Origin of the sequence: uncultured Eudoraea sp., assembly GCF_947490415.1 — a bacterium.
Taxonomy (GTDB): domain Bacteria; phylum Bacteroidota; class Bacteroidia; order Flavobacteriales; family Flavobacteriaceae; genus Eudoraea.
Genome location: NZ_CANLGX010000003.1, coordinates 517,668 through 544,213, shown reverse-complemented (window position 1 = coordinate 544,213; position 26,546 = coordinate 517,668). Strand labels below are relative to the sequence as shown.

Here is a 26,546-nt window from a genome sequence, read left to right as displayed (position 1 = left end):
TCTTTATATTTTAGAGATATTTGATTTTAAGATCCTTCAAATTCAAAATCCTCTCCATTACCATTTCCTCTTCTGTTTCCATTTCTTTGGTTCTTGTTTTGATTGAATCGATATAAAAAGGACAATGTAATTTGTCTTTCACGCCATTGGAATTCACTGTAGGTAAATACATTATCTGTGCGGGTTTCACTTCTTCTTTTTCTACTGTTAAATAGGTCACTTACGTTGAGGGAAAGTGTAGCCTTGTCTTTAATTACGTCCTTGCTAAAAGCTAAATTTGTGCTTAAAATACCCTTACTCAGGCTTTGTGCATTTTCCGTTGGACCTCTGTAAAATAGATTAGCCTGAAAATCAACTTTTCCAGGAAGGGGGATTTTGGCACTAAACCTGGTAAACCATGCAAGGTTGTCCGCATCAAAAACTTGAGTTATTTCCTCTTCCTGAGAATTCGTATAAGTATAGTCTCCCCGCAATTGTTGATTAAACACATTAAAATTTACAGTAAAACGCCAATTTCTTATCGGTACGTAGATAGCGGTAAATTCCATTCCATAACGTGTGTCTGTTGCAAGATTTATGGGAGTTCTAACCTGTATAGGAACAAAGACAGGGTTGTCAGGATCATCAGGGTTTTCAATTTCAACAAAATCTCCTGTTTCCAGTGTAATAAATTGAAAAACCCCTGTTGAATAGTTGTAATATGCTGAAGTAGTTAAGGTAACCTTTTCCCATCGTTTCAGGTACTCTAAATCAAAGGCATTGGTATAAGTAGGGTTGAGATCCGGATTTCCCAAAAACAGATTTGTATTACTGGATCTGGAGGGAAAAGGATTAATAAATCGCGAGCGGGGCCTTCTCAATCTCCTGCTATAACTAATATTAATCTTATCTAATTCTGAAAAATCATAGCCTATAAATATAGACGGAAACCAATCTACGTATGTTTTGTTATTTATTTCCTTTGTAGTAACTAATTCAATTCCGATATCAGAAGCCTCCATTCGCAGGCCACCAAGAATATTGAAATGTTTAAATTTTCTTCCTAATTGAACGTATGCGGCGTTTACATTTTCTGTATAAATAAGTCGGTTGCTAAAATTGGGATCACTAATTAAACTACCCTCTTCCACTAATCCGAATTGAAAATCTGTATCAAACGTATTAAAAGTCCCTCTGTAACCTAATTCAAATTGTGACTGCTTGTCCTCGCTAAATGGAAGTACATATTCCATTTGCAGTAATTGGTTTATTTGAGTTTCATCGTTGATAGTCTGCTCTGTTGGAATTTTCTCATTCTCACCAAGTACAATTTCATTGATAATTGCATTTTCTACTTCTGAGCCTGTTGAATATTGATAATCAATTGCAATTTCATGGCCTTTGTCATTGAATTTCTTAGCAAAATTGAATGAATACTGTATATCGTTTTCATCTTCTCTTTCCGTAGTAAACCTATTTCTTTGTACAGTTGGATCCCCGTTGGCATCAAAATTAAAGAAATCAACATCTACTATGTTGTCGCCGTTTGAGGTCCTGTAAACAAAGGAATTCGTGATGCTCGTTGTTGGGTTAATAAATAATTCAAAACCAAAATTATTATTGAATCCGTTCCGCTCTCTTTGATAAGCCCGTATTTCGTTTTGAAAACTTGCGGTAGTCCCATCGGGATTAAAATTTTCCTGCTCAAACAGAGCATTACCAGGAGCGTTTCTGTATCTATAAGTGGTGTTGATAAAAAAGTTGAATTTCTCCCGCCTTAGATTTAAACTAAGGGCACCTCCATAATTATCAGGGTAACCTGCAAATAGATTGACAGATCCGTTTAAGCCAGAATTTTTTCCCTGTTTTAGTATTATATTGATGATCCCACCGGTACCCTCAGCGTCATAGCGTGCTGATGGGTTTGTTATAACCTCTACTTTTTCAATGGTTTCTGCCGGTAATTGTTGTAAGGTTTCAGGATTAATGCCTGATAAGGCAGAAGGCTTACCATTAATCAGAATCCGCACACTTTCATTGCCTCTTAAACTAATATTTCCCTCTACATCTACAGTAACTGACGGTATATTGTCTAAAACATCTGTTACAGATCCTCCTCTTACCGTAAGATCCTGGCCAACATTGTAAATTTTCTTATCAAGGCGAAGTTCTATTGTAGTCCTTTCTCCTATTAGTTCCACTTCTTCCAATTGCTGGGCATCTATTTGCAATTCAATGGTTCCCAGATTGGTTGATGCCCTAAAGTCTTGTGTTTTCAGCTCATAGGTCTTATAGGAAATATATTCTATTCGCACATTGTACTGTCCTGGAAAAGTTTCCACATTAAACTGGCCGTTAGCATCAGTTAATCCACCGGTAACGCGCTCCGGATTTCTTATTGACTGAAGAACTAGGGTAGCATATTCAAGAGATTCACCGGTTTCTGAATCAATAACTTTTCCGGTTATTTGAATTGGATCCGGTGTTTGGGAATGTAATGATAAGTGCATAAATAAACATATTAAGGCCATAGGTATTCCTATTCGGCAGGTAAATATGTTTTGTTTGATTATTCTTCCCATAATTTTTATTATTCTCAAAAATTTATATTAATAAATTATCCGAATAGAATTTAATTTTCCTGTGTCAAAGTTGTGATTAATAAGACAAAACACGAAACAATCTTCTTTGAACGACATAAGGATTGCAGTGAACGGCAAGCTTAGGTTTTTTATCAGCGCAAATGTCGTTCACAGGAATGATTTAGTAGTTGGCGTATGACATTTGGAGAATGGGCCTAATAGTGAAGGCTTATAGAATTAGCATCATGGGGTAGAAGATGCTTGAAAAAGATGGCTGGCAAGAGTTTTTCTTTCAAATTATAATGTCTGAATAGGTGCTGTTTTTTAATTCATCTGACAAGGGCTATCCTGTAATTACCAAAACTATATTGGTTTTGGTTTTAGTAGGAATCGCAAGGTACTTATATCCTACTTCCTGATGTCTAAAGACTTTAACCCTCAGATTTATCTTTCTTTTTCTTTTTCTTTTTGATTTTCTTATACCCCTGCTTTTGTAGTTCGACCAGTTGGTTGAATTTATCTTCGGGAAGCCCTGCTTTTAATTCCTCTTTTTGATTTTCACGAATTTTTTCAGCAGCTTCTCTGGTTTTATCAGCTGGTAACTTTAAAAGTTGCAGTTCAATGCTCTGCTGCACATACTTGGTAAGGATAGAGGAAACTACAGCCTGCTCAAAGTCATTTAGTTCTAAGGCCTCTATGATTTTTGGCATTTCTCTTTCCACTATTTCTTCGGCAGTAAGATTTTCAGGTTTACTTTGAGGCTCCTCCATGCGCGGGATTGGACTATTTCGCCTGGAATTCCTATTATAACCATTATTATAACCATTATTATAACCATATTGAGCATTCGCTTCTGGGATTACAAATAGTGCCAATAAAAATATAAAGCCGATATATTTAATGTTGATAGTCATTCTTTTTCAATTTTCAGTAAAATTAAACCAAGGATTATTCTTAAGCGGTTAAATGATAGTTAAAACTCCAATGGACATAAACAAAATTACAATATAAATCAAAACTTACCATAATGTCGAAATGGGTCCTGAGAATTTCCCCTATTGACCTAACAATTCTATTATAGTTTCGGAGGGTCTGCCAATAACAGCTTTATCTCCTTTTATTACTATTGGACGTTCAATTAATTTGGGATATTTTATCATGGCATCAATAATCTGTTCATCGGACAGAATACTTCCTTTAAACTTTTCTTTCCAGATTGCCTCATTTTTACGCACCAATTGATCAGGACTTAAAGACAAATAGGATAAGACCTTACGCAACTCCTCCTTTGTAGGAACTTCCTCGAGATAGTTAATAATTTTAAAATCTTTTCCGGAAGATTCAACTATTGCAAGACCCTCCCGGGATTTACGGCATCTTGGATTATGATAGATTTTTATCATTGCAGACTAATTATTGCTTTCTTATGTTCTAAATTTATATGGGATATACTAAACTTCGCTTTGCCCCATCGCCATTAGGTAGGCTTTTAAAAATTCATCAATTTGCCCATCCATAACAGCATCCACATTAGCTGTTTCTCTTCCTGTTCTAACGTCCTTGACCAGTTTGTACGGGTGCATAACATAATTCCTGATCTGCGAACCCCATTCTATCTTCATTTTTGAAGATTCTATTTCGCTTCGGGCTTCCTGTTTCTTGCGCAATTCAATCTCATAAAGCTGAGATTTTAACATCTTAAGTGCTGTAGCTCTATTATCGTGTTGTGACCTGGAATCAGAACATGAAATTTGAATCCCAGTAGGTTTATGCACCAACTGTACTTTTGTTTCTACTTTGTTCACGTTTTGTCCGCCCGCTCCGCTCGATCTTGAAGTGGTAATTTCAATATCCGATGGATTTATTTCTATTTCAATAGTATCATCAACCAAGGGGTAGACATATACAGATGCAAAAGAAGTATGTCGTTTGGCATTACTATCAAATGGAGAGATGCGTACCAGACGGTGAACACCATTTTCTCCTTTCAACCAACCAAATGCATATTCGCCATCAATTTCTAAAGTCACAGTTTTAATACCTGCCACGTCGCCTTCCTGGTAATTGAGTTCCTTAATCTTGTAGCCATTTTTTTCACTCCACATCATGTACATTCTCATAAGCATGGCAGCCCAATCGCAACTTTCAGTTCCCCCTGCACCTGCGGTGATTTGTAAAACTGCAGTCATATTATCTCCCTCTTCAGAGAGCATGTTTCTGAATTCAAGATTTTCTATGGCCTCAAGTGCAGCATTGTATTGATGAGTTACCTCCTCTTCAGAGATTTCACCTTCCTTAGCAAATTCCATTAAGACTTCGAGGTCATTTATCAGATCTCCTGCGGCATTGAAATCGTTAACCCATTTTTTTTTGGATTGTACCAGTTTCATTTGAAGCTGCGCATTTTGGGGGTCATCCCAAAAGTCGGGAGCCAGAGTTTTTTCCTCTTCGTTTTCTATTTCTATAAGTTTGGCATCAATGTCAAAGATACCTCCTCAACGCGCCAAGGCGTTCTATAAGATCTTTCTGCTGATCTGATGTTGTCATTAAATTGAATTTTCATCAAAAATAAAGCTAAAGTATGGTTGTGCAATCAATTTTGTATAAATTTAAAAATTCAACCAGCAACATAATGAAAAACTATTTTTATACTTTTTTTCTATCTCTTTTTTATTGTTCTTTAATAAATGCACAATTTACCGAAAAGAGTAAAGCCTTTCAAAAGCATGAAGGGTTTTATGATTTCTATTATGACGCTGCCAGTGATAAGATTTACCTGGAAATTGATGCACTTGAAAAGCCTTTTCTTTATGTTTATTCCTTAAGCAGCGGAATTGGAAGTAACGATATAGGTTTAGATAGGGGACAACTTGGAAATGAGCAAGTTGTATATTTTAAAAAAGCGGGGAATAAATTACTTCTTATTCAGCCTAACTTAAAATACCGGGCAATTACCGACAATGAACTGGAAAAAAAATCTGTGGATCAGGCCTTCGCCAAATCGGTGCTTTTTGGTTTTAAAATAGTAGAAGAGTCTACAGGTAAATATATTATTGATATCAGCGATTTTTTAATTCAGGATGCTCATGGGGTGGCGAAACGCCTTAAGCAAAAAGAGCAGGGATCTTACACTCTTGATAAGGGTAAAAGCGCCATGGCACTTGAAAGAACAAAGGCATTTCCAAAAAATGTTGAGTTTGATGTCACACTTACCTTTAAGGGAGATTCCAAGGGTAATTTTATCAGATCAGTTTCCCCCAACCCAGATTTGGTAACAGTAGCACAACACCATTCATTTATTGAGCTCCCTGATGCGAACTATAAAGAACGGGTTTTTGATCCCAGAAGTGGTTCATACCCGTTTTCATATTATGATTATGCCACACCTGTGCAGGAACCTATTCTCAAGCAATTTATTACCAGACACCGTTTATCTAAAAAGAATCCGGAGGCCGAATTGAGTGAGGCCTTAGAGCCTATTATTTATTACCTGGACAACGGCACCCCCGAACCCGTAAGAACAGCCTTGTTAGAGGGGGGCAGGTGGTGGAATGAGGCATTTAATGCAATAGGTTATAAAGATGCGTTTCAGTTAAAAATATTGCCGGATGATGCTGATCCTTTGGATGTAAGATATAATGTTATTCAATGGGTACACCGTTCTACAAGAGGTTGGAGTTACGGTAGTAGTATTACAGACCCCAGAACAGGTGAGATAATTAAGGGGCATGTAAGTTTGGGTAGTTTAAGGATCAGGCAGGATTTTTTAATAGCACAGGCCTTAACAAATAAACCTTTTGAAGAAAGGAATGATAATTATAATCAGATGCTGGAACTGGCTTTGGCGCGAATAAGGCAATTGTCTGCTCACGAAATAGGCCATACACTTGGGTTTACACATAATTTTGCAGCAAGTACCAATCAACGAGCATCGGTAATGGATTATCCCCATCCTCAGTTTAAAATTGTAAACGGGAAAATAGATTTTTCACAGGCTTATGACACCGGAATTGGGGAATGGGACAAAACAACTGTTGCCTACTCCTATTCAGAATTTGCAAAGGGAATCAACGAAAAGCAAGCCCTGAATAAGATACTGTCTGAGGCCTCCAATAAAGGACTTCGCTTTATATCCGATCAGGATGCCCGGCCTTTTGGCGGGGCACATGCTCTAGGGCATTTGTGGGATAATGGAACGAGCGCCAGTGCCGAATTACAAAACGTTTTAAAGATCAGGGAAATTGCCATTGAAAATTTTTCTATAGACAACATTCGCGAAAATGAACCAAATTCTGTTTTGGAAGATGTTTTTGCACCACTTTATTTTTTTCATAGATATCAGACAGAAGCTGTGGCTAAATTGATTGGGGGGCTCGATTATAACTATGCTGTTAAAGGCGATGGTCAGAAAACTGTTGAAACTCTTGATAAAAGCTCCCAGATTCAGGCACTTAAGGCGCTGTTGGAAACACTAAATGCAAATGTGATAGCCATTCCGAAGGAAAAATTGCCATTATTTCCACCAAGAGCCATCGGATATCCAAGGAGCAGGGAATCTTTTAAAGGCAGGACTGGAGTTTCTTTTGATGCTCTCTCCGCCCCTGAAACGGCTTCGGATATGACCCTTGGTTTATTGTTGCATCCTGAAAGAGCGTCGAGATTAATACAGCAAAAAAGTTTAGATACCCAGCAAATTGGGCTGGAATATGTTCTTAGTCAGCTGGTTCAAAATACGATTGAAAAAACCCTGAAAGATCCTTATTTCAACGAGGTCCAGAAATCAATTAATTACCGGGTACTTTTTCATATTATGAACCTGGCAGCCCATAAAGGTGTGCACCCCCAGGTAAACGCCATTGCAAATCATAAACTTAAATCAATTAAAACAGCCTTACAATCTAGCAAGAATAATGTCGATGCCATAGAAATGATAAGGAGGGTTGATTACTTTTACAGCGAACCAGATAAATTCAAGGTTATAGAAGTTTCTAAAATACCAGACGGATCTCCAATTGGTATGGATTGTATGAATTAGATTGATACACTAAAAGGGCTATGGAAATAAATTTAATTAGTGATACGGTTACCAAACCATCACCCGGTATGTTAGATGCAATGATGTCGGCAGATGTGGGTGATGATGTTTTTAAGGCCGACCCTACAGTTAACAGGCTGGAAGAAAAGGTAGCCAATTTGTTTAGCAGGGAAGCCGCATTGTATTTTCCCAGTGGTACAATGACAAATCAAACTGCAATTAAACTTCACACAAACCCCGGGGATCAATTGATTTGTGATAAATATGCCCATGTCTATAATTATGAGGGTGGGGGAGTAAGTTTTAATAGTGGAGTTTCCTGTAAATTAGTAGATGGTCACCGAGGGATGATGACCTCAGATCAGGTTGTGGAGGCCATAAACCCACCAGATTTTTATCATAGCCCGCTGACTTCCCTGGTTTGTATAGAAAACACCACCAATAAAGGAGGAGGAGCCTGCTGGGATTTTTCTGAACTGGTTCGAATTAAAGAAGTTTGTCAAAAACACGGTCTGGCATATCATTTGGATGGCGCCAGGATATGGAATGCCTTAGTTGAAAAAGGGGAAACTGCGAAGCAATATGGGGAATTGTTTGATACCATTAGCGTTTGCCTTAGTAAGGGATTAGGATGCCCCGTGGGTTCAGTTTTGGTTGGGGATAAAGAAATGATCGACAAGGCATTGCGCATTAGAAAAATACTGGGTGGTGGTATGCGCCAGGCTGGTTTTATGGCTGCAGCCGGCATTTATGCGCTGGATAACCATATTGACCGTCTTGCAGATGATCATAAAAAAGCAAGAGAAATTGGTACATTGCTACAAAGTTTGCCCTTTATAAAGAAAGTGGAACCTTTGGAGACCAATATTATAATCTTTGAAATTAATGACGACTATTTTAGTGCAGAGGATTTTATTCAAAAACTTCACAAAAAGGACATTCATATAATTGGTATGGGAAATAACAAATTACGCGTGGTAACACATATGGACTACACTGATGAAATGCACGAAACTTTACTAAAAACCTTAAAAAATCTATAATTCTTCAAACTTGTTTAGGGTAGCGATACTTTTTTTTAGATTTTTTATGCCATTCTCCATTCCTGCCTCAGAACCATAAAGTTGACTATTTCCAATGAGCTGTCCCTTTTTATCCTTGAGGTTAAAAAGAAAGTTTCCATCATGATCAGTCTTACGCTCAAAGATATATTGTTGTTTATCTGTCATGTTCAAACCACTAACAACATTCTTGATCTCTTCTTCACTTGAAAACCCTACACTATAAAACAAGGCATTACCACTAGTGGTGTTTAAAGAGAAATTATACGTGTTGTTATCATCCTTATTTATCTTTATCATGAAGTGAGTTTTTTTTTAAAAGTATTAAAAATGGACCAACTTTCATACTTGATTAACTTACCAGGATAAGCTTAATTCCACTATTTATTACTTAAAAAAGAATCCATTCCGGGAATATCAGGCATTCCTTCTTTAGCTACTGCGGCTAATTCTGCTTCATTTATTTCAGTGGCTTTTTCTATGGCCTTATTCAGGGTAAGGACCAGATAATCCTCTAATTGCTCCTTGTCTTGCAGCAATTGATCATCTATATTAATAGCCCTTAAAGTTCTATTAGCCGTGATGGTTACGGAAAGAAGGTCATCAGAAGATTTTTCTTCAAGTAGAACCGAATTTAATCGTTCTTTTGTGGCTTTTACCTTTTCCTGGGTTTCTTTTAGTTTCCCCATCATTCCCATTAAGTCTCCAAACATATCTTTCTATTTAGCGTTACTAAGGTCAAAATTACTAAATTGCGCCCTTAAAAATAAGTTATACTGATACACTTTCTTAAAAGAACAATCATTTTATTTATTATTCTTATCATGGCTGCTTCATGCCAGAATGAAAATCAAAATATGGAAGTTATAAATGCCCCCACGGCTAAAAGAATACCTGTTAAATTAGTAAAGCATGACGATATACGCGTGGATGACTATTTATGGCTAAACGAGCGGGATAATAAAGAGGTACTGGCTTATTTGGAAGAAGAAAATAATTATTACAGCGCCCTTACTGAACATACCAAATCTTTCCAGCAGGAATTGTTTGAGGAAATGAAAGGCCGTATTAAGGAAGATGATTCTTCCTTGCCGTACAAATTAAATGGATATTGGTACATAACACGGTATGAGATTGGGAAGGAATACCCTATTTATTCCAGAAAAAAGGGCAACCTTGAATCGGCCGAAGAAATAATTTTCAATTGTAATGAACTTGCACAAGGGCATGAATATTTTGATATCAGAGGTGTTACTGTAAGTCCGGATAACAAACTCGCGGCGTTTGGTACCGACACAATAAGCAGAAGACAATACCACATTCAGATAAAAAACCTTGAAACGGGTGAAATTTATCCCGATAAGATAGATAATACTACAGGCAGTGCAGTCTGGGCGAATGACAATAAAACTTTATTTTATACAAAGAAAGATCCGGTTACTTTGAGATCTGATAAGATATACAAACATATTCTGGGCCATCCAAGTGAGGAAGATGAATTAATATTTCATGAGCAGGATGATACCTTCAATACATTTGTTTACAAATCAAAATCCAAAAAATATATAATTATTGGTTCATATAGCACGTTAACAACTGAATTTCAAATACTTAACGCTGATAATCCCAATGGAGATTTTAAGTTATTCTCAGAAAGAGAAAGGGGCTTGGAGTATTCTATTTATCATTTTGAAAACAATTTTTATATACTCACAAATAAAGATAAAGCTACCAATTTTAAATTAATGAAGGTTGATGAGAATAATACATCCTCTGAAAACTGGGTAGAATTTATTACACACAGGCCCAATATTCTGCTTGAGGATATTGAAATATTCAAGAACTACTATGTTCTCACAGAACGCGATAATGGCCTTAATAAATTAAAGATTACAAAATGGGATGAATCTGACAGTTATTACATCCCGTTTGATAGTGAAACCTATGTAGCATACCCTTATGCAAACCCTGATTTTGACACGGATAATTTTCGTTACGTATTCAATTCAATGACTTCACCATATGCCATTATTGATTTCAATATGAGTACTAAGGTGAAGGAAATAAAAAAAGAACAGGAAGTTTTAGGGGGTAAGTTTAATAAAGAAAATTACCGTTCCGAACGAATATGGGCAAAAGCACGCGATGGCGCAAAAGTACCTATCTCTTTGATTTATCACAAAGACACTAAATTAGACGGTAATAGTCCACTTTTACTATATGGATATGGATCATACGGCAGTACTTCGGATCCTTATTTTTCTACTGTTAGGCTAAGCCTTTTAGATAGGGGTTTTATTTTTGCTATTGCGCATGTGCGGGGTGGAGAATATCTTGGCAGACCCTGGTATGAAGATGGAAAACTCCTAAACAAGAAAAATACCTTCACAGATTTTATCGATTGCTCTAAGTTTTTAATTGAAAGTAATTACACGAGTAAAGAGCATCTATATGCTTATGGTGGTTCTGCCGGTGGCTTACTTATGGGTGTAATAGTTAATATGGCCCCTGATCTATATAACGGGGTTATAGCAGCAGTTCCCTTTGTAGATGTTATTACAACGATGCTGGATGGTTCTATACCACTAACTACCGGAGAATTTGATGAATGGGGTGATCCAAATAAGAAAGAGTACTATGATTATATGAAATCTTACTCCCCATATGATAATGTTGTCGCACAAGAGTACCCTAACATGCTTGTGACCACCGGTTTACATGATTCTCAGGTGCAATATTGGGAACCAGCGAAGTGGGTCGCAAAACTTAGAGCTAATAAAACAGATACGAATAAACTCTTTCTTTATACCAACATGGATGCCGGGCATGGTGGTGCCTCGGGAAGATTTGAGGCATTGAAAGAAACGGCTAAAGAATATAGTTTTCTAATTGATTTAGAAGGCAAAACGGGTAAATAAAAAAAAAATAGTAATTTTGTCGCCAGATTATAATCTATTAAAAAAGATTTATCGACCTAACCTTTCTTTATGAAAAATAAGATAAATGCTCATAACTCGATCCTTGATTTAATTGGAAACACCCCGCTTGTTAGGCTTAATAAGATTTCTGCACCTCTTAAGGGGAGTTTTTATGCAAAAATTGAGGCCTTCAATCCGGGCCATTCCTCTAAAGATAGAATAGCTACATATATTATTGATCAAGCTGAAAAGAGTGGCGTTCTTGAGCCGGGCAATACAATAATAGAGACTACATCCGGGAATACGGGCTTTAGTATTGCCATGGTAAGTATTATAAAGGGCTACGAATGTGTATTGGCTGTAAGCTCAAAGTCTTCGAAGGATAAAATTGATATGCTGCGTTCTATGGGCGCAAAAGTATATGTGTGTCCTGCGCACGTAAGTGCGGATGATCCCAGATCCTATTATCAGGTTGCAAAACGTTTGCATGAAGAAATTAAGGGATCAGTCTACATCAATCAATATTTCAATGCACTGAATATATTAGCGCATTATAAATCTACCGGTCCTGAAATATGGGAACAAACAAATGGTAATATAACTCATTTGATAGCCTGTAGTGGTACAGGGGGCACAATTTCGGGTACTGCCCGATTCTTAAAAGAGCAAAACCCGAATATTAGGATCATAGGAGTTGACGCCTATGGATCTGTTTTGAAAAAGTTTCACGAAACCGGAGAATTCGATAATGATGAAATATATCCCTATCGAATAGAAGGTCTTGGTAAGAACTTAATTCCCGATGCGACTGATTTTAAGGTTATTGACGAATTTATTAAAGTTACAGATGAGGAAAGTGCGCATACCGCAAGGGAAATTTCCTGTACAGAGGGTATTTTTGTAGGATATACCAGTGGAGCCGTTATGCAAGCGGTTAAACAACTAAATGCCCAGGGAGAATTTACTAAAAACAGTAATGTGGTTGTCATATTTCCCGATCATGGCTCCAGGTATATGAGTAAGATTTATAATGATCAGTGGATGAGTGACCAGGGCTTTTTTGACAGTAAAAATGTTGAAGAAGAGCAGCAGATTCAATATGTGAAATAAACAATATAGATTCAGATTTTGAAGGCAACAGTAACCTACTGTTGCCTTTTTTGTTACCAAATAAAATAATTTATGAATCGTGATCAAAATTCCATAATTTTGTGGACTAACCAAACGAGGCCAGATGAAAGATTTATTTGCTAGAATCATTGAGAATAAAGGACCTTTGGGTAAATGGGCATCCCAGGCAGAAGGATATTTTGTTTTTCCAAAGTTGGAAGGCCCTATTTCAAACCGAATGAAATTTCAGGGAAAAGAAGTGATTACCTGGAGTATCAATGATTACCTGGGCATGGCTAATTTACCTGAAATTAAGAAGGTAGACGGGGAAACTGCAGCTGAATATGGAGCAGCATATCCTATGGGGGCTCGCATGATGAGTGGACATACAGATTTTCATGAGCAATTAGAGGAGGAGTTGGCTGATTTTGTCCATAAAGAATCTTCTTATCTGCTTAATTTCGGTTATCAGGGAATTTTATCTGCAATTGATGCACTGGTTTCTAAAGATGATATTATTGTTTACGACGTGGATTCCCACGCATGCATAATAGATGGGGTTCGTTTGCATATGGGCAAACGATTTACTTTTGTACATAACGATATAGAAAGCTTAAAAAAGAACCTGGAACGTGCTACCAAAATGGCAGAACAAACCGGTGGTGGAATCCTGGTTATTTCAGAAGGTGTTTTTGGAATGCGTGGGGAACAAGGTAAACTTAAAGAAATCGTTGAACTAAAAAAGGAATTTAATTTCAGGTTATTAGTAGATGATGCCCACGGTTTTGGAACGCTGGGTAAGACCGGAGCTGGAGCAGGTGAGGAGCAAGGTGTTCAGGACGATATAGATGTATATTTTGCAACATTTGCAAAATCTATGGCAGGAATTGGAGCTTTTTTGGCTGCTGACAAGGAAATTATTGATTATTTGAAGTATAACCTGCGGTCTCAGATGTTTGCAAAATCACTTCCAATGATCTATGTTAAAGGTGCTTTGAAACGGCTTGATATGCTGCGCACAAAGCCTGAGTTAAGAGAGAAATTGTGGGAAAATGTAAATGCCCTGCAAAATGGACTCAAAGAAAGGGGCTTTGATATAGGGACAACCACGAGCTGTGTTACACCTGTTTATCTTAATGGAAGTATCCCTGAAGCTATGGCTTTGGTTAGGGATTTAAGAGAGAATTATGGCATATTCTGTTCAATAGTAGTGTATCCGGTAATTCCAAAAGGAATGATCTTATTGAGAATGATACCAACATCTACTCATACTTTGGAAGATGTTGCTGTAACATTGGATGCATTTTCGGCTATAAGAGATCGATTGGAGAACGGTACCTATAAGAGATTATCTGCTGCGGTGGCTGCGGCTATGGGTGAATAAGTTAAGGCGCGATTTCAATTTAAAGATATTTTAGTTATTAAAACGGAAAGTCTCTATAGCTGTTTTCTGTAGGTTCGCCTGCGCTTATAGATTTCGGGGTCAAAGTGTTTCCACATTTGACGAATGGCAACATTTTCCTCCAATTCGGGAGTTCTGTAACAATTCCTTATTTTTTTCGCCTGAAAAACTTTGTGATATTCATTCATAATTATTGCGGTAACTCCCTTATTCTGATATTCCGGATGAACTCCAATAAGGTAAAAAATCACATCTTTGCTGTTTCTTTTTGCATTCAAAAGATACAGAAAACCAAATGGAAAAATCCTGCCGTTAGCTTTTTGCAAGGCAGATCCATATGATGGCATTACTATAGCAAATGCTACCAGTCTGTTATTACTATCAATTACAAACTTTATATATTCAGGATTGACTAAACCAATATGTTTATTCTTAAAATAAGTTTTTTGCTCGTCGGTTAAAGGAACAAATGAAGATAACTTTGAATAAGTCTCATTAAACAGATCAAACATCTGGTCTGCCCAGGGCATGATATCAGCAGATTTTGTAAAATTCATTTCTTTCAAACCATACCTCTTTTTTATCAGGGCCTGTATTTTAATAAAGTGTTCTGGTTTGGTATTACTGGCGGGAAATCTGTTTTCCATATATTCCTTTTCCTTTATAAAGCCGTGGTGTTCATAATGATCTTTATAATAAGGATGATTATACCAGGTAATCATTGTTCCCACATCGTTAAAACCCTCAACTAATACCCCTACTTTATCGAGATTAGAAAACCCTACAGGACCTTCCATGTAATCGAGCTTGTTATTTTTTCCAATTTCCGCAACCTTGTCGAGCAATGCTTTTGAAACCTCCAGGTCATCAATAAAATCAAACCAGCCGAAGCGCATTTTGGAGTTTTGTTGTTCATTTACCTCTATCCAATTAATAATAGTCGCTATTCTACCTACTAATTTATTTTCTTTATAGGCAAGGAAAAACCGGGCTTCTGCATTAATAAAGTTGGGATTTTTTTCTTGGTCAAATGTTTCAAGTTCATCTGAAATAAGTGGAGGAACCCAATAAGGAGATTTTTTATAAAGGGTGAAAGGGAATTTTATAAATTTTTTTAAATCCGATTTTGTAGTAGCTTCTTCGAGCCTTACCATACCATTTATTTGTAAGGTCAAGATAAGAGATATTTGGTGAAGGAATCAAATTTTAAGACAATTTTCACTAATTCACAACACAAAAAGCCTAGCAAAGAACATATATTAGAAATCAATTACTCCATTGTCAGAAGTATTCTTTTTTTTGTCTTTTTTCTTCTGTTTTTTTATATCCTTTTTGGATGGTCCCAGATCAATATCCTCAGCGCCTTTTACTTTATTTCGGCCTTTAGTTGTTTTTGTCTTTTTGTTTTTCTGCATAGAGTTCTTTTTAATGGGCCCACCATTTTGACCAGCCTTCTGATCTTCAATAGGAATGAGTACATCCTTATGAAGGTCCAGTCTGTATGATGCTCCAACTGAAACAAAAAGGCGGCTTGGAGAATTCTTGAAACTGCCTCCTAAATTGGCATCAACCTGAAAATTTTCATTGACCAAATACGCTCCACCACCTCTCAACAATACGTCCGCATAACGATCACTGCTAACGCCCTGGTTTTCCAAAAACACACTCCATTTGGGATTCCTAAGTGCGTGAGAAAGAGAAAGTGTATAGCCCAATTCCGGATCATCTGTGGCAATTCTATCATAGGAAATATTGGAGATCAAAACAAATCTGGGCGTAAGCCTGCTCTGTGTTGCCAGCATCACTCTGGGAGAAACTGTGGGATCTGTAGGATAAAATGGATTGTCGCCAATAACAAAATTGGCCCCTGCATATACCGAGATTGCCGGAATTAAATTTTTAAATTGAAATTTATTATTGGCCTTCCAACTATACAAGTTTGGTTTGTTGCTTTCCGGATTTTTAAATGGATCAAAAACCAAATACTTTACGCCAAGTCGGTTTCGTGAAAAATTGGTTCTTGATTCATTAAAATCAAGAGAAATGTATGTAATATTCTGATTTATATAGGTGCCTTCCCAATTTAGCTCGAGTTTCTCCAATAATAGGCCATAGCGAACAGAAAAATCCATGCCGTAAATATTAGAATCATAATTCAGATCTGCGTGATCCCGCTTTTCATAAGAAAATCCTATTTCTATTTGAGGGACTCCTTTGCCCACTGCATAGGCGCTTACAGATAAACCCGGTCGGTTAGAATTAATTACATCTGTATATTGGCAGACACCTAATAAAGGGATTAATAATGCTAATAAAAAAAGGACATTTTTATGATTTTTAAGTTCAATATCTCGAAACATCAGGTATATTTTATTATTATTTTATGAATTTTGTAATGTTAATACAACGTTGGAATTGTATTTTTGATATATAGAATACAGACATTATGGGTTTTTTAAGAACGATTTTAATAATTCTTCTGGTATACTATATGCTCAAATTATTTGCTAAATGGTTTGGGCCGAGAATAGTTGGCTATGCTGCACGAAGGACAGAGAAGCACTTTAAAGATAAATTTGATCAATTTCAAGGATATCAAAATCAAGAGGATAAGACTAATGAAGGCGAGATTAGTATCGAGAAAAAAACAGTTCAAAAGAATAAGAATTCCGAACAATTAGGCGAGTTTATAGATTTTGAAGAAATTGAATAACCATTACCACTAAAGCAACCAATGAATAGAGGTACGAAGGCTTTATTTATACATTTTTTTGCGCTTGTTTTTTTTATTGTTGCCTCATTGGCATACTTCTATCCCGTACTTCAGGGCAAAACTATCATCCAATCCGATATTATCCAATATACCGGAATGGCTAAGGAGCAAAATGATTTCAGAAAAAACACTCAGGAGGAACCCTATTGGACCAATAGTGCTTTTGGGGGTATGCCAACATATCAGTTAGGAGCTTATTATCCTCATGATTATGTTAGAAAACTTGATAGGACTATTCGATTTCTACCTCGCCCTGCAGATTATTTATTCCTGTATTTTGTCGGATTTTATATTTTACTATGCTGCTTAAAAGTGGATTATCGATTAGCAATCTTTGGTGCGCTGGCTTTTGGTTTTTCTACCTACCTTATTATTATTCTGGGGGTTGGGCACAACGCGAAGGCCCATGCTATAGGGTATTTGCCAATGCTATTAGGTGGTATTGTCCTTACTTTTAGAAAAAAGTACCTCTGGGGTTTTATTCTTACCTCAATCGCTATGGCATTGGAAATAGGGGCAAATCATTTCCAGATGACCTATTATTTTATGTTGCTTGTACTTGTACTCGGAATTGCATATTTGGTTGATACGGTTAAAAAAAAGAAACTAAAACACTTTTTTATTTCTGTTGGACTGCTTATTGGAGCTGTAGTTTTGGGCGTTGCCGCTAATGCTACTTCTATTATGGCTACAAAGGAATACGCGGATTGGAGTACACGTGGGAAGTCAGCACTTACGATAAATCCCGACGGGACCTCCAGAGAAACTTTAGAGGGGCTGGATAAGGAATACATAACCCAATACAGCTATGGAATAGTTGAATCCTTAAACTTATTTGTCCCGAGACTTTTTGGAGGCAGCAATAATGAAGACCTCGGCGCCAATTCAAAGGCTTATGAATATCTTACAGAACAAGGATTGCCCAGAACAAAGGCCCTGGAATTCAGTAGTGCTCTTCCATTGTATTGGGGAAATCAACCGGGGGTGGCAGCTCCAGCATATATAGGGGCAATTATGATTTTTCTTTTTGTCCTGGGGCTGTTTTTGGTAAAAGGACGTTTAAAATGGTGGTTATTAGGGGGAACGTTACTTTCACTCTTTTTATCCTGGGGAAAGAACTTTGGTCTGCTTACGGATTTTATGATTGACTATTTTCCACTTTATAACAAATTCAGGGCGGTTTCTTCCATTCAGGTACTATTAGAACTCTGTGTGCCTATTCTGGCGGTTATGGTATTAGTTCAAGTATTTAAGCCCTCGATAGCAAAGAGTAAAAAACTTACGGCTTTAAAAACCAGTTTCTTTATTGTTATTGGACTCGGTATCACCTTATTTTTAATTAAAAGTGTTTTTGATTTTACAGGTCTAAATGATAACACCTATCAGAAATATTTTGGTAATGAGGTTATGACAATGATAAAACGGGACAGGGAGGCTGTCTATGTTAATGACACCATACGATCTTTAATATATGTGCTGTTAGCCGGTCTCGCGATATGGCTTTACCTTAAAGAGCGACTTAAGAAAAATGTGGTGATTTTGACGCTTTCCGTGTTAGTGGTTTTTGACCTCGTAGGTGTTGATCTTAGATATGTGAATAAGAAGGATTTTGACAGGCAAAAAAGAATGAATCAACCATTTCAGCAATTGCCTATGGACAAGCAAATTGCCGAAGACACCGGAGTATTCAGGGTTTATGACCCTTCAGAAGGACTTAACGGCGCCAGGACGTCCTATTTTCATCAGTCCATTGGAGGCTATCATGCTGCAAAACCCGCAGGGATGCAGGATTTATTTGATTTCCATATTTATAGAAATAATTTGCGAGTCCTAAATATGCTTAACGTAAAGTATATTGTTCAGCAAGATGACGAAGGTAGGAGTTATGCAATTACAAATTCTGAAGTCAATGGTAATGCCTGGTTTATTAGCAGACTTATTGAGGTACAAAGTGCCGATGAAGAAATTAAGGCACTGGATAGTTTGGATGTTCTTAATGAAGCTGTTGTAAACGCCTCTGATTTTGCTCAAATAGACCAATTTAATTTTCCAAAAGACTCTTTGGCGTACATTAACTTAAAGGAATATAAGCCTAATCATTTAACTTATATCACTAACAATTCAAATAACGGACTTGCGGTATTTTCAGAAATGTACTATCCCGGGGATTGGAAGGCTTATATTGATGGTAAATTGGTAGATCATTTTAAGGTCAATTACGTTTTAAGAGCATTAAATATTCCAAAAGGTAATCATACAGTGGAGTTCAAGTTTGAACCTAAAGTGATTGAAACTGGTGGAAAAATCACCTTAGCAAGTTCCATTTTAATGATTCTGATGTTTTTAGGGGGAGGCCTATTTTCAATATTTCGTTTGCGAAAAAAGAAGGAGGGATAATGCATAAGGTCCTTATCATTAGCTATTATTGGCCTCCTGCCGGGGGTCCCGGGGTTCAGCGATGGTTAAAATTTGTAAAGTATTTACCTGAATTTGACATACATCCTGTCATTTATATTCCTAAAAATCCGAATTATCCTATTACCGATAGCAGTCTTATTAAGGAAATTCCTAAAAATGTTACTGTTTATAAAAATGAAATCTTCGAACCTTATTCATATGCCGGATTTTTAAGTAAAACCAAAACCAAGCAAATAAGTTCCGGGGTTATAAGTGATGATAATCCTTCATTTTTAGAAAACATTTTACTGTGGATAAGGGGCAATATGTTCATTCCGGATGCTCGAAAGTACTGGGTTAGGCCTTCAGTGCGGTTTTTAACGGATATAATTAAAAAAGAACAAATAGATACTATAATTACAACCGGTCCCCCTCATAGTCTTCATTTAATTGGTTTGGAATTAAAAAAAAATCTGGATGTTAAATGGCTCGCGGACTTTAGGGATCCATGGACCTCTATAGGCTACCACAGTAAACTAAGGCTTACAAAAGCTTCAGAAAGGAAACATCGTGAATTGGAAAAGAAAGTTGCAAATGGTTGCGATAAACTTTTGGTTACCAGTAATACCACTAAAGTTGAATTTGAATCAATTACTACGAAGCCAGTCTATGTAATTACCAATGGTTATGATATTCCAGAAAGTGACCTGCCCTTAAGTGCCTTGGATAAAAAGTTTACACTTTCGCACATTGGTTCACTGCTTACTGGAAGAAATCCTGAAAACCTTTGGAAAGTACTGTCCGAGATCATTAGTGAAAATGAGGCTTTTAAGAATGCCTTTCAATTAAATCTAATTGGGGTGGTAGGCCAGGATGTTTTAAATTGCATAAATGATAATGGGCTAAAGTTTTATACAATGCTTAAAGACTATGTCACCCATGAGGAAGCAGTGAATTATCAGAGGAGATCTCAGTTATTACTTTTAGCCGAGATTGATTCACCACATACACGAGGTATTATTCCGGGAAAACTTTTTGAATACCTTGCAGCAAAAAGGCCAATCCTGGCCATAGGGCCTGAAGATTGGGAAGGCGGAGAAATTGTAAAAAGCACAAATTCGGGTTTTGTTTGTAATTACAATTCTTTATCAGACCTTAAAGCTGTAATTTTAAAATGGTTTCATCTTTATCAGCAAGGCAATTTAATGGTATCTTCAGTAAATATTAAAGAATATAACAGAAGAACGCTTACCGCAAAGCTGGCTGAACTGTTGTAATGGGAATAATTTTTAAACAATCATTAAAGAATACTACTATCACTTATCTTGGATTTGCGATAGGAGCCATCAATACACTTTTCCTTTACACCCGTTTTCTCACAGATGAGTATTATGGCCTGGTAGGAGTAATTCTTTCCTCATCGGCTATTCTAATGCCATTTATGGCGTTTGGTGTGCCCAATACTCTCGTAAAATATTACAGTAATTTTAGTGATTCAAAATCGGTTGATGGTTTTCTCACCCTAATGGTGTTCCTTCCGTTGCTTATTATCATTCCCCTTTTAGGGGTAAGTTACTTTGCAAATGAAGTAATAGGTGATTTCCTGGCTAGGAAGAATGTTATTGTAAAAGATTATGTCTGGTACATTTTCTTAATAGGAATTGCTATGGCATATTTTGAAATATTTTATGCCTGGTCCAAAGTCCAAATGAAATCGGTTTTTGGGAATTTCATGAAAGAGGTGTTCGTTAGAGTAGGGGTCAGCTTACTCCTAATCCTTTTATATATGGAGTTTATAAGTGTAGCTTTTTTTTTAAAAGCATTAGTGGGTCTTTACCTTTTAAGAACTCTGTTAATGAAACTATATGCTTATAGTCTAAGAAGACCAAAACTGCAGTTTAATTGGCCAAAGAACACTAATTCTATCATAAATTACAGTATTCTGATCATTCTGGGCGGATCTACCGCAGTAATCCTTTTGGAGATAGATCGTTTTATGATAAATCAGTTTATTGCTATTCAAAATGTCGCATATTATACCGTAGCTATTTTTATTGCCACTGTGATTGCTGTACCGGCAAGAGCCATGCACCAGATTACCTACCCAATGACCGCTGAAATACTGAACAGGAAAGATATAGTTGAGCTGAAAAGACTGTATCAAAAAAGTTCTTTAACCCTGTTCATTGTATCCGGCCTTATTTTTATTCTGATCCTGCTCAATCTTAATGATCTTTATTCTATGCTGCCAATGGCATATCGCGGAGGATATATTATTGTTTTATTAATTGGATTCACCAAACTTTTTGACGCTTTGATTGGTAACAATAATGCTATACTCTTTAATTCAGATTATTACAGGGCTTTGTTGTTTATGGGTGTTCTTCTGGCAGTCTTTACCATACTTTTCAATTGGCTCCTTATTCCCGTATACGGATTGAACGGGGCGGCTTTTGCAACATTCATAGCCATCTGTTTGTACAATATAATTAAACTGATATATGTTAAACGAAAATTTAATATAATGCCCTTTACCAATGAAACAGCTAAAATTGCGGGCCTTTTGGTTTTGATGGTATCTATTTTCTTTTTCGTGGAACTTCCTTTCCATCCTTTAGTCAACATTGTTGTGAAAAGTATACTAATTATAGCTGTATATGTTGGTCTTTTGTACCGCTTTAAAATATCAGAAGATGTTTTCGGGGTTTTTTCAAGATTTTTAAGCAGGAACAGAAAATAAGCTTTTATTTATTAAAGGAAGTTTACATTTTAAGTATTTAAACAGATCCGGATGTGTTTCCAACAAAAAACCCCGCAGGGACTTATCCACTGCGGGGTTAAACAACTAACCAACCTAAAACTATATTTACTATATTTTTGTACTTCTGCTTCGTGCACTATTACTTTTTCCGGAACTCCTGGAAGGACTTCTGCTTACTGTTTTATGAGCAGTGCTTGTCTTCTTAATTGTTTTACTTCCAGAACTTCTGCCCGAAGGATTAGAAGCAACTGTGCGTTTTGTTGAATTCCTAGTACTAAAAGTCTGGCTTTTTGATGCAGCTCTTTCCGGTCTTTTATAATTACTACTGCTGCTGCGCTGAACTGTTTTACTTCTTGGAGTTACCCCAACCTCCTTTTTTGTTACAGTTCTACCTGATGTATACTGCATAGATCCTTTAGTTCCATTTCTAACAGCATTACTTTCAGTATTTCTACCAGTATTGGCAATAGTCCTCTTTGTACTATTAGCAGCTGTTCTATTAGATCTGTTTACAGTCGTACTGTTTATTGACCTTTTGGTACTGGTATTATTTCCTCTTTGCGCTACTGCTGTCGTATTTCTTACTGAACTGCTAGTCCCGTATCTGCCTCTTCGCGAACTATTATCTCTAGCAACTACACGATTATCATTCCTGTATACCTTGCTGCGCCTATTGTAATTTTTACCATGATCATAATGATGGCCCACATTGGCATAGGCTCTCCTATGATTATATTGATAGGGTCTGTAATAAGTATAGCGCACAGGGTTGTAATATCTTCTGTATGGGCTATTGTATACCAGGCAGTAACCAGCTGCAGGTCTTACAAAATAATTATAATAGGGCCTGTATGTATAATATTGGTTATATACGTTAACATATCCTGTGTAATGACTATAATACCCTCTGTTATTATAATACACATACATTCCACCAACTCTCCTCACTCGTCCATTACGGTACCATACATCAACACCACCAATTTGGTTAACACGACCATAGTAGTCGTAAAAGACGGGTACATTTTGAACTTGAATAACTGCACCATAATCATCATATTGAACATATGGATTATAATCATAACCCGAATTGAATGTAATGTTGGTACTTCCGAAATTCACATTTGCTCCTACATTAACACGGTTGTCTATATAGAAATCGAATTCTCCATCAGGATAAACGGAAAACGTAATGCCATTTTCAACAAAGATGAAAGAATTGTTGTATTTATAAGCATTGCGTATTGCAACCTTATCTTCCACTGTGGCTGCCATGGTACCCGCAGTACCTAAAAGAAGAGCCGTAAAAATGAATATTAAATTTCTCATGATATAAGGTTTTAAATTTCCGAATGCAACTATTTACATTCACACAACTAGTACCAAACAACGTGCCAGAAATATTAATATCGATATATAATACTGTAAATCAGTTAATTAAAAATTATTATAGCTAAAGAATTCAACTATACCTTATTTGTTTGAGAGGGAGTGAAGCTATTTCTAATTGGTACTATTGTAATTTTTTACGGAGGTACCGCCCTGTATGAGATTTGGTTTTCAATACAATTTCTTCAGGGGTACCTGAAGCAATAAGTTCACCGCCTTTAGCCCCTCCTTCGGGTCCAAGATCTATAACGTGATCTGCACATTTGATAAATTCAATATTATGCTCTATCACAATAATAGAATGGCCCCTGGCGATTAAAGCGTCAAAAGATTTTAAAAGCTTTTTAATATCATGAAAGTGAAGCCCGGTGGTAGGTTCGTCAAAAATAAACAAAGCCTTTTCTTTTGTTGTCCCTTTTACAAGAAATGATGCCAGCTTAATCCTTTGCGCTTCTCCACCCGAGAGAGTAGAAGAAGACTGGCCTAAGGTAACATATCCTAGACCTACCTCTTGCAATGGTCGTAATTTACCAACTATTTTAGTTTGTGCATGAGTTTCAAAGAATACAATGGCATCATCTATGGTCATATTCAATATATCATCAATATTCGCATTTTCGAATTTAACCTCTAGCACTTCTTTCTTAAAACGCTTTCCGCCACAAGTATCGCATTCTAAATGAACATCAGCCATAAACTGCATTTCTACAGTAATCTCACCTTCTCCTTTGCACTTATCACACCTGCCACCATCTACATTAAAGGAGAAGTGTTTGGCTTGATAACCTCTGAGTTTACTCAATTTTTGTGAGGCAAACAAGGCCCTGATATCATCATAAGCTTTAATATAAGTGACCGGATTAGAGCGAGAGGATCTTCCAATTGGGTTTTGATCTACAAATTCCACGTTTTTTACAGACTGAAACTTACCTGACATTTCAGTATATTGGCCTGCTTTTTCTCCATATCCACCTACTTCTTTAAGCAAAATTGGGTAAAGTAATTTTTTTACCAATGTGCTTTTCCCACTTCCTGAAACACCAGTTATTACTGTGAGCATATTAAGGGGGAAAGTAACATCAATATTCTTTAAATTGTTTTCCCTGGCTCCTTTAATTTCAATAAAGTAATTAGAGGTTCGGCGTTTTTTGGGAATTTCAATTTCCATGGTTCCATTCAGGTATGCTGCCGTAAGTGAGGACGATTTCAGGATTGCCTCCATTGGCCCGTGCGCAACTACTTCGCCTCCATGGGTGCCTGCTTCCGGACCAATGTCAATAACTTCATCTGCCGCAAGCATTATATCTTCATCATGCTCAACAACAATGACAGTATTACCTAAATCTCTCAGAGATTTTAAAACCATTATAAGATTTTCTGTATCTTTCGGATGCAGGCCAATACTAGGTTCATCCAGGATATACATGGATCCAACCAAACTACTGCCAAGAGATGTTGCCAGGTTTATTCGCTGACTTTCCCCACCTGAAAGAGTATTTGATTTTCTGTTGATTGTTAAATAGCTCAATCCGACCTTATCCAAATAACTTAGCCTGGTTTTGATTTCTACTAATAATCTTTTTGCGATTTGAAGGTCGTGTTCGCTTAATGAAAGTGTATCAAAAAATATGATTAAGTTTTCAATTGATAATTCCACAAGATCTGAAATAGATTTTTTATCAATCTTAATATAATTGGTTTCCATTCTAAGGCGCTTCCCTTTGCAGGAGTTGCATCTAGTTTTACCTCTATATCTGGAGAGCATTACCCTATTTTGGATCTTATAACTCTTTTCTTCTAATTGCCGGAAAAATTTATCTATTCCTATAAAATGCTCATTGCCTTGCCAGACCAATAGTTTTTGCTCCTCATTAAGTTGATACCATGGCTTATGGATGGGAAAATCAAACTTATAAGCAGAATTTACTAATTGATCCTTATACCAACTCATGCTCTCGCCTCGCCACGGAAATATCGCATTTTCAAATACAGACAACCCGGAATTAGGTATTACAAGATCTTCATCTATGCCAATAACATCACCATAACCTTCACACTGCGGACAAGCCCCGTAAGGATTATTGAAACTGAAGAGATGTGCGTTAGGTTCCATAAAAACCATTCCGTCCAGTTCAAACTTATTGCTAAACTGAGTCACCGTGCCATTAGCGATTTCTTCTATAAAACAGTATCCTTTACCTTCAAAAAAAGCAGTATCCACTGCATTGGCCAATCGATTAAGAAAATCCTCATCATCCTTCTTAATAATTCGATCTACAACCAACTCAAAATTATAACCAATATCCTGTAACGATTCATCAATCCTGATGACTTTACCCTTATGTTTTATCCTTGCATAACCTTGTTTGGAAAGCAATTGTAAAGATTTTACCGGATCTCTGTCCTTCGAAATAACAATGGGAGCCAACAATAAAAGCTTGGTGCCTTCTTCAAAAGATTTTACATGATTAATTACATCTGATACGTTATGCTTTTTAACTTCATTACCGGAAATTGGCGAATAGGTCTTACCAATTCTGGCATAGAGAAGTTTCAAATAGTCATAGATTTCCGTCGTTGTACCCACTGTTGATCGTGGATTAGTGGAATTTACCTTTTGTTCAATGGCTATTGCCGGAGCAATACCTCTAATGTAATCCACTTTAGGCTTATCTAATTTGCCAAGGAATTGCCTGGCATATGAGGAAAGGCTTTCTACATAACGACGCTGTCCCTCAGCGTAGAGGGTATCAAAAGCCAGACTGGATTTACCTGAACCCGAAAGCCCGGTAATTACAACTAATTTATTTCGGGGTATAACTACATCGATATTTTTAAGATTATGCAGTTTAGCCCCTTTGATTATGATGTTTTCCTTTGGATTTACTTCGGTTATTGCAGACATTTCTTCCGTTAGGTTCGCAAAGATACGATATGTTGAATTCAAACACCAATAGGTAGTCTTTTACATCTAAATTCTGCAATATCACAACATTGTTTACTTGAAAAAATATTTTTTCTCTATATTTGAATCTTAATAACTAAAAAAAACCGCCTATACGCGAAAATTACTTTTTTGAGCATTAATCTGAATAACTAAAGTCCTTTCCCAAAAGAAAGGCCCCTAAGTTTAACCAAA

19 protein-coding genes are annotated in these 26,546 nt (G+C 36.7%); 9 read left to right on the top strand and 10 right to left on the bottom strand.

What is annotated here, in order from left to right:
• Window positions 1-26: 26 nt before the first annotated feature.
• The 4 genes from Q0874_RS10710 to prfB form a co-directional block, all read right to left on the bottom strand.
• Window positions 27-2,489, bottom strand: a complete 2,463-nt coding sequence (locus tag Q0874_RS10710; protein ID WP_299162897.1) for an outer membrane beta-barrel protein — start codon at window positions 2,487-2,489, stop codon at window positions 27-29.
• A 503-nt stretch (window positions 2,490-2,992) separates the two neighbouring features.
• Window positions 2,993-3,475 carry a hypothetical protein gene (locus tag Q0874_RS10705; RefSeq protein WP_299162895.1) on the bottom strand — a complete coding sequence of 161 codons (483 nt, stop codon included), beginning with the start codon at window positions 3,473-3,475 and terminating at the stop codon, window positions 2,993-2,995.
• A gap of 141 nt (window positions 3,476-3,616) precedes the next feature.
• Complete coding sequence (arsC, locus tag Q0874_RS10700) at window positions 3,617-3,964, bottom strand: arsenate reductase (glutaredoxin) (RefSeq protein WP_299162894.1); 348 nt, start codon at window positions 3,962-3,964, stop codon at window positions 3,617-3,619.
• Between the two features lie 48 nt (window positions 3,965-4,012).
• Window positions 4,013-5,108, bottom strand: a protein-coding gene (gene prfB, locus Q0874_RS10695) for a peptide chain release factor 2 (RefSeq protein WP_299162891.1) whose coding sequence is annotated in 2 segments (ribosomal slippage) — window positions 4,013-5,044 and window positions 5,046-5,108 — 1,095 coding nt in all. Because the reading frame shifts where the segments join, the coding sequence is not laid out codon by codon here.
• An 85-nt stretch (window positions 5,109-5,193) separates the two neighbouring features.
• On the opposite strand from prfB, the gene Q0874_RS10690 reads away from it, so the two are divergent.
• Together Q0874_RS10690 and Q0874_RS10685 are read left to right on the top strand one after the other, a co-directional pair.
• Window positions 5,194-7,596, top strand: coding sequence for a zinc-dependent metalloprotease (locus tag Q0874_RS10690; protein WP_299162889.1), 2,403 nt, complete (start codon window positions 5,194-5,196; stop codon window positions 7,594-7,596).
• Window positions 7,597-7,616: 20 nt separating this feature from the next.
• Window positions 7,617-8,639: a low specificity L-threonine aldolase gene (locus tag Q0874_RS10685; protein WP_299162886.1), complete on the top strand. Its 1,023-nt coding sequence runs from the start codon at window positions 7,617-7,619 to the stop codon at window positions 8,637-8,639.
• On the opposite strand, the gene Q0874_RS10680 is transcribed toward Q0874_RS10685, so the two are convergent.
• Window positions 8,634-8,957 (bottom strand): YegP family protein, encoded by a 324-nt coding sequence (locus Q0874_RS10680; RefSeq protein ID WP_299162883.1) that lies wholly within the window; start codon window positions 8,955-8,957, stop codon window positions 8,634-8,636. The two genes, Q0874_RS10685 and Q0874_RS10680, sit on opposite strands and share 6 nt — an antisense overlap.
• Window positions 8,958-9,037: 80 nt before the next feature.
• Window positions 9,038-9,370: a YbaB/EbfC family nucleoid-associated protein gene (locus Q0874_RS10675; protein ID WP_299162881.1), complete on the bottom strand. Its 333-nt coding sequence runs from the start codon at window positions 9,368-9,370 to the stop codon at window positions 9,038-9,040.
• A gap of 111 nt (window positions 9,371-9,481) precedes the next feature.
• Here Q0874_RS10675 and Q0874_RS10670 point away from each other — a divergent pair, with 111 nt between their 5' ends.
• The 3 genes from Q0874_RS10670 to Q0874_RS10660 all read left to right on the top strand — a co-directional run bounded on the left by Q0874_RS10670 (window position 9,482) and on the right by Q0874_RS10660 (window position 14,069).
• A complete protein-coding gene (locus tag Q0874_RS10670) occupies window positions 9,482-11,575 on the top strand; it encodes a S9 family peptidase (RefSeq protein ID WP_299162878.1) in 2,094 nt (697 codons plus the stop codon).
• A 69-nt stretch (window positions 11,576-11,644) separates the two neighbouring features.
• Window positions 11,645-12,685, top strand: a complete 1,041-nt coding sequence (locus Q0874_RS10665) for a PLP-dependent cysteine synthase family protein (protein ID WP_299162877.1) — start codon at window positions 11,645-11,647, stop codon at window positions 12,683-12,685.
• Window positions 12,686-12,809: 124 nt separating this feature from the next.
• Window positions 12,810-14,069, top strand: a complete 1,260-nt coding sequence (locus Q0874_RS10660; protein WP_299162874.1) for an aminotransferase class I/II-fold pyridoxal phosphate-dependent enzyme — start codon at window positions 12,810-12,812, stop codon at window positions 14,067-14,069.
• Window positions 14,070-14,122: 53 nt separating this feature from the next.
• Here the strand turns inward: Q0874_RS10660 and Q0874_RS10655 are convergent, their stop codons facing one another.
• Window positions 14,123-15,241 carry a GTP cyclohydrolase gene (locus Q0874_RS10655; protein ID WP_299163237.1) on the bottom strand — a complete coding sequence of 373 codons (1,119 nt, stop codon included), beginning with the start codon at window positions 15,239-15,241 and terminating at the stop codon, window positions 14,123-14,125.
• Between the two features lie 105 nt (window positions 15,242-15,346).
• Window positions 15,347-16,447 carry a transporter gene (locus tag Q0874_RS10650; protein ID WP_299162872.1) on the bottom strand — a complete coding sequence of 367 codons (1,101 nt, stop codon included), beginning with the start codon at window positions 16,445-16,447 and terminating at the stop codon, window positions 15,347-15,349.
• A gap of 86 nt (window positions 16,448-16,533) precedes the next feature.
• Between Q0874_RS10650 and Q0874_RS10645 the strand changes: the two genes are divergently transcribed.
• Genes Q0874_RS10645 through Q0874_RS10630 form a run of 4 tightly spaced genes read left to right on the top strand, consistent with a single transcriptional unit; the run spans window position 16,534 to window position 21,997 of the window.
• A complete protein-coding gene (locus Q0874_RS10645; protein WP_299162869.1) occupies window positions 16,534-16,800 on the top strand; it encodes a DUF4834 family protein in 267 nt (88 codons plus the stop codon).
• Between the two features lie 21 nt (window positions 16,801-16,821).
• Complete coding sequence (locus Q0874_RS10640; RefSeq protein ID WP_299162866.1) at window positions 16,822-19,257, top strand: YfhO family protein; 2,436 nt, start codon at window positions 16,822-16,824, stop codon at window positions 19,255-19,257.
• Window positions 19,257-20,534, top strand: coding sequence for a glycosyltransferase family 4 protein (locus tag Q0874_RS10635; RefSeq protein WP_299162863.1), 1,278 nt, complete (start codon window positions 19,257-19,259; stop codon window positions 20,532-20,534). The genes Q0874_RS10640 and Q0874_RS10635 overlap by 1 nt, the downstream gene beginning before the upstream one ends.
• Window positions 20,534-21,997, top strand: coding sequence for a polysaccharide biosynthesis C-terminal domain-containing protein (locus Q0874_RS10630; protein WP_299162860.1), 1,464 nt, complete (start codon window positions 20,534-20,536; stop codon window positions 21,995-21,997). The genes Q0874_RS10635 and Q0874_RS10630 overlap by 1 nt, the downstream gene beginning before the upstream one ends.
• 129 nt (window positions 21,998-22,126) lie before the next feature.
• On the opposite strand, the gene Q0874_RS10625 is transcribed toward Q0874_RS10630, so the two are convergent.
• Both Q0874_RS10625 and uvrA read right to left on the bottom strand, forming a co-directional pair.
• Window positions 22,127-23,347, bottom strand: a complete 1,221-nt coding sequence (locus Q0874_RS10625; protein WP_299162858.1) for a hypothetical protein — start codon at window positions 23,345-23,347, stop codon at window positions 22,127-22,129.
• Between the two features lie 184 nt (window positions 23,348-23,531).
• The gene (gene uvrA / locus Q0874_RS10620; protein WP_299162855.1) at window positions 23,532-26,312 is read right to left on the bottom strand and encodes an excinuclease ABC subunit UvrA; all 2,781 of its coding nucleotides are present in this window, start codon (window positions 26,310-26,312) and stop codon (window positions 23,532-23,534) included.
• Between the last annotated feature and the right edge of the window lie 234 nt (window positions 26,313-26,546).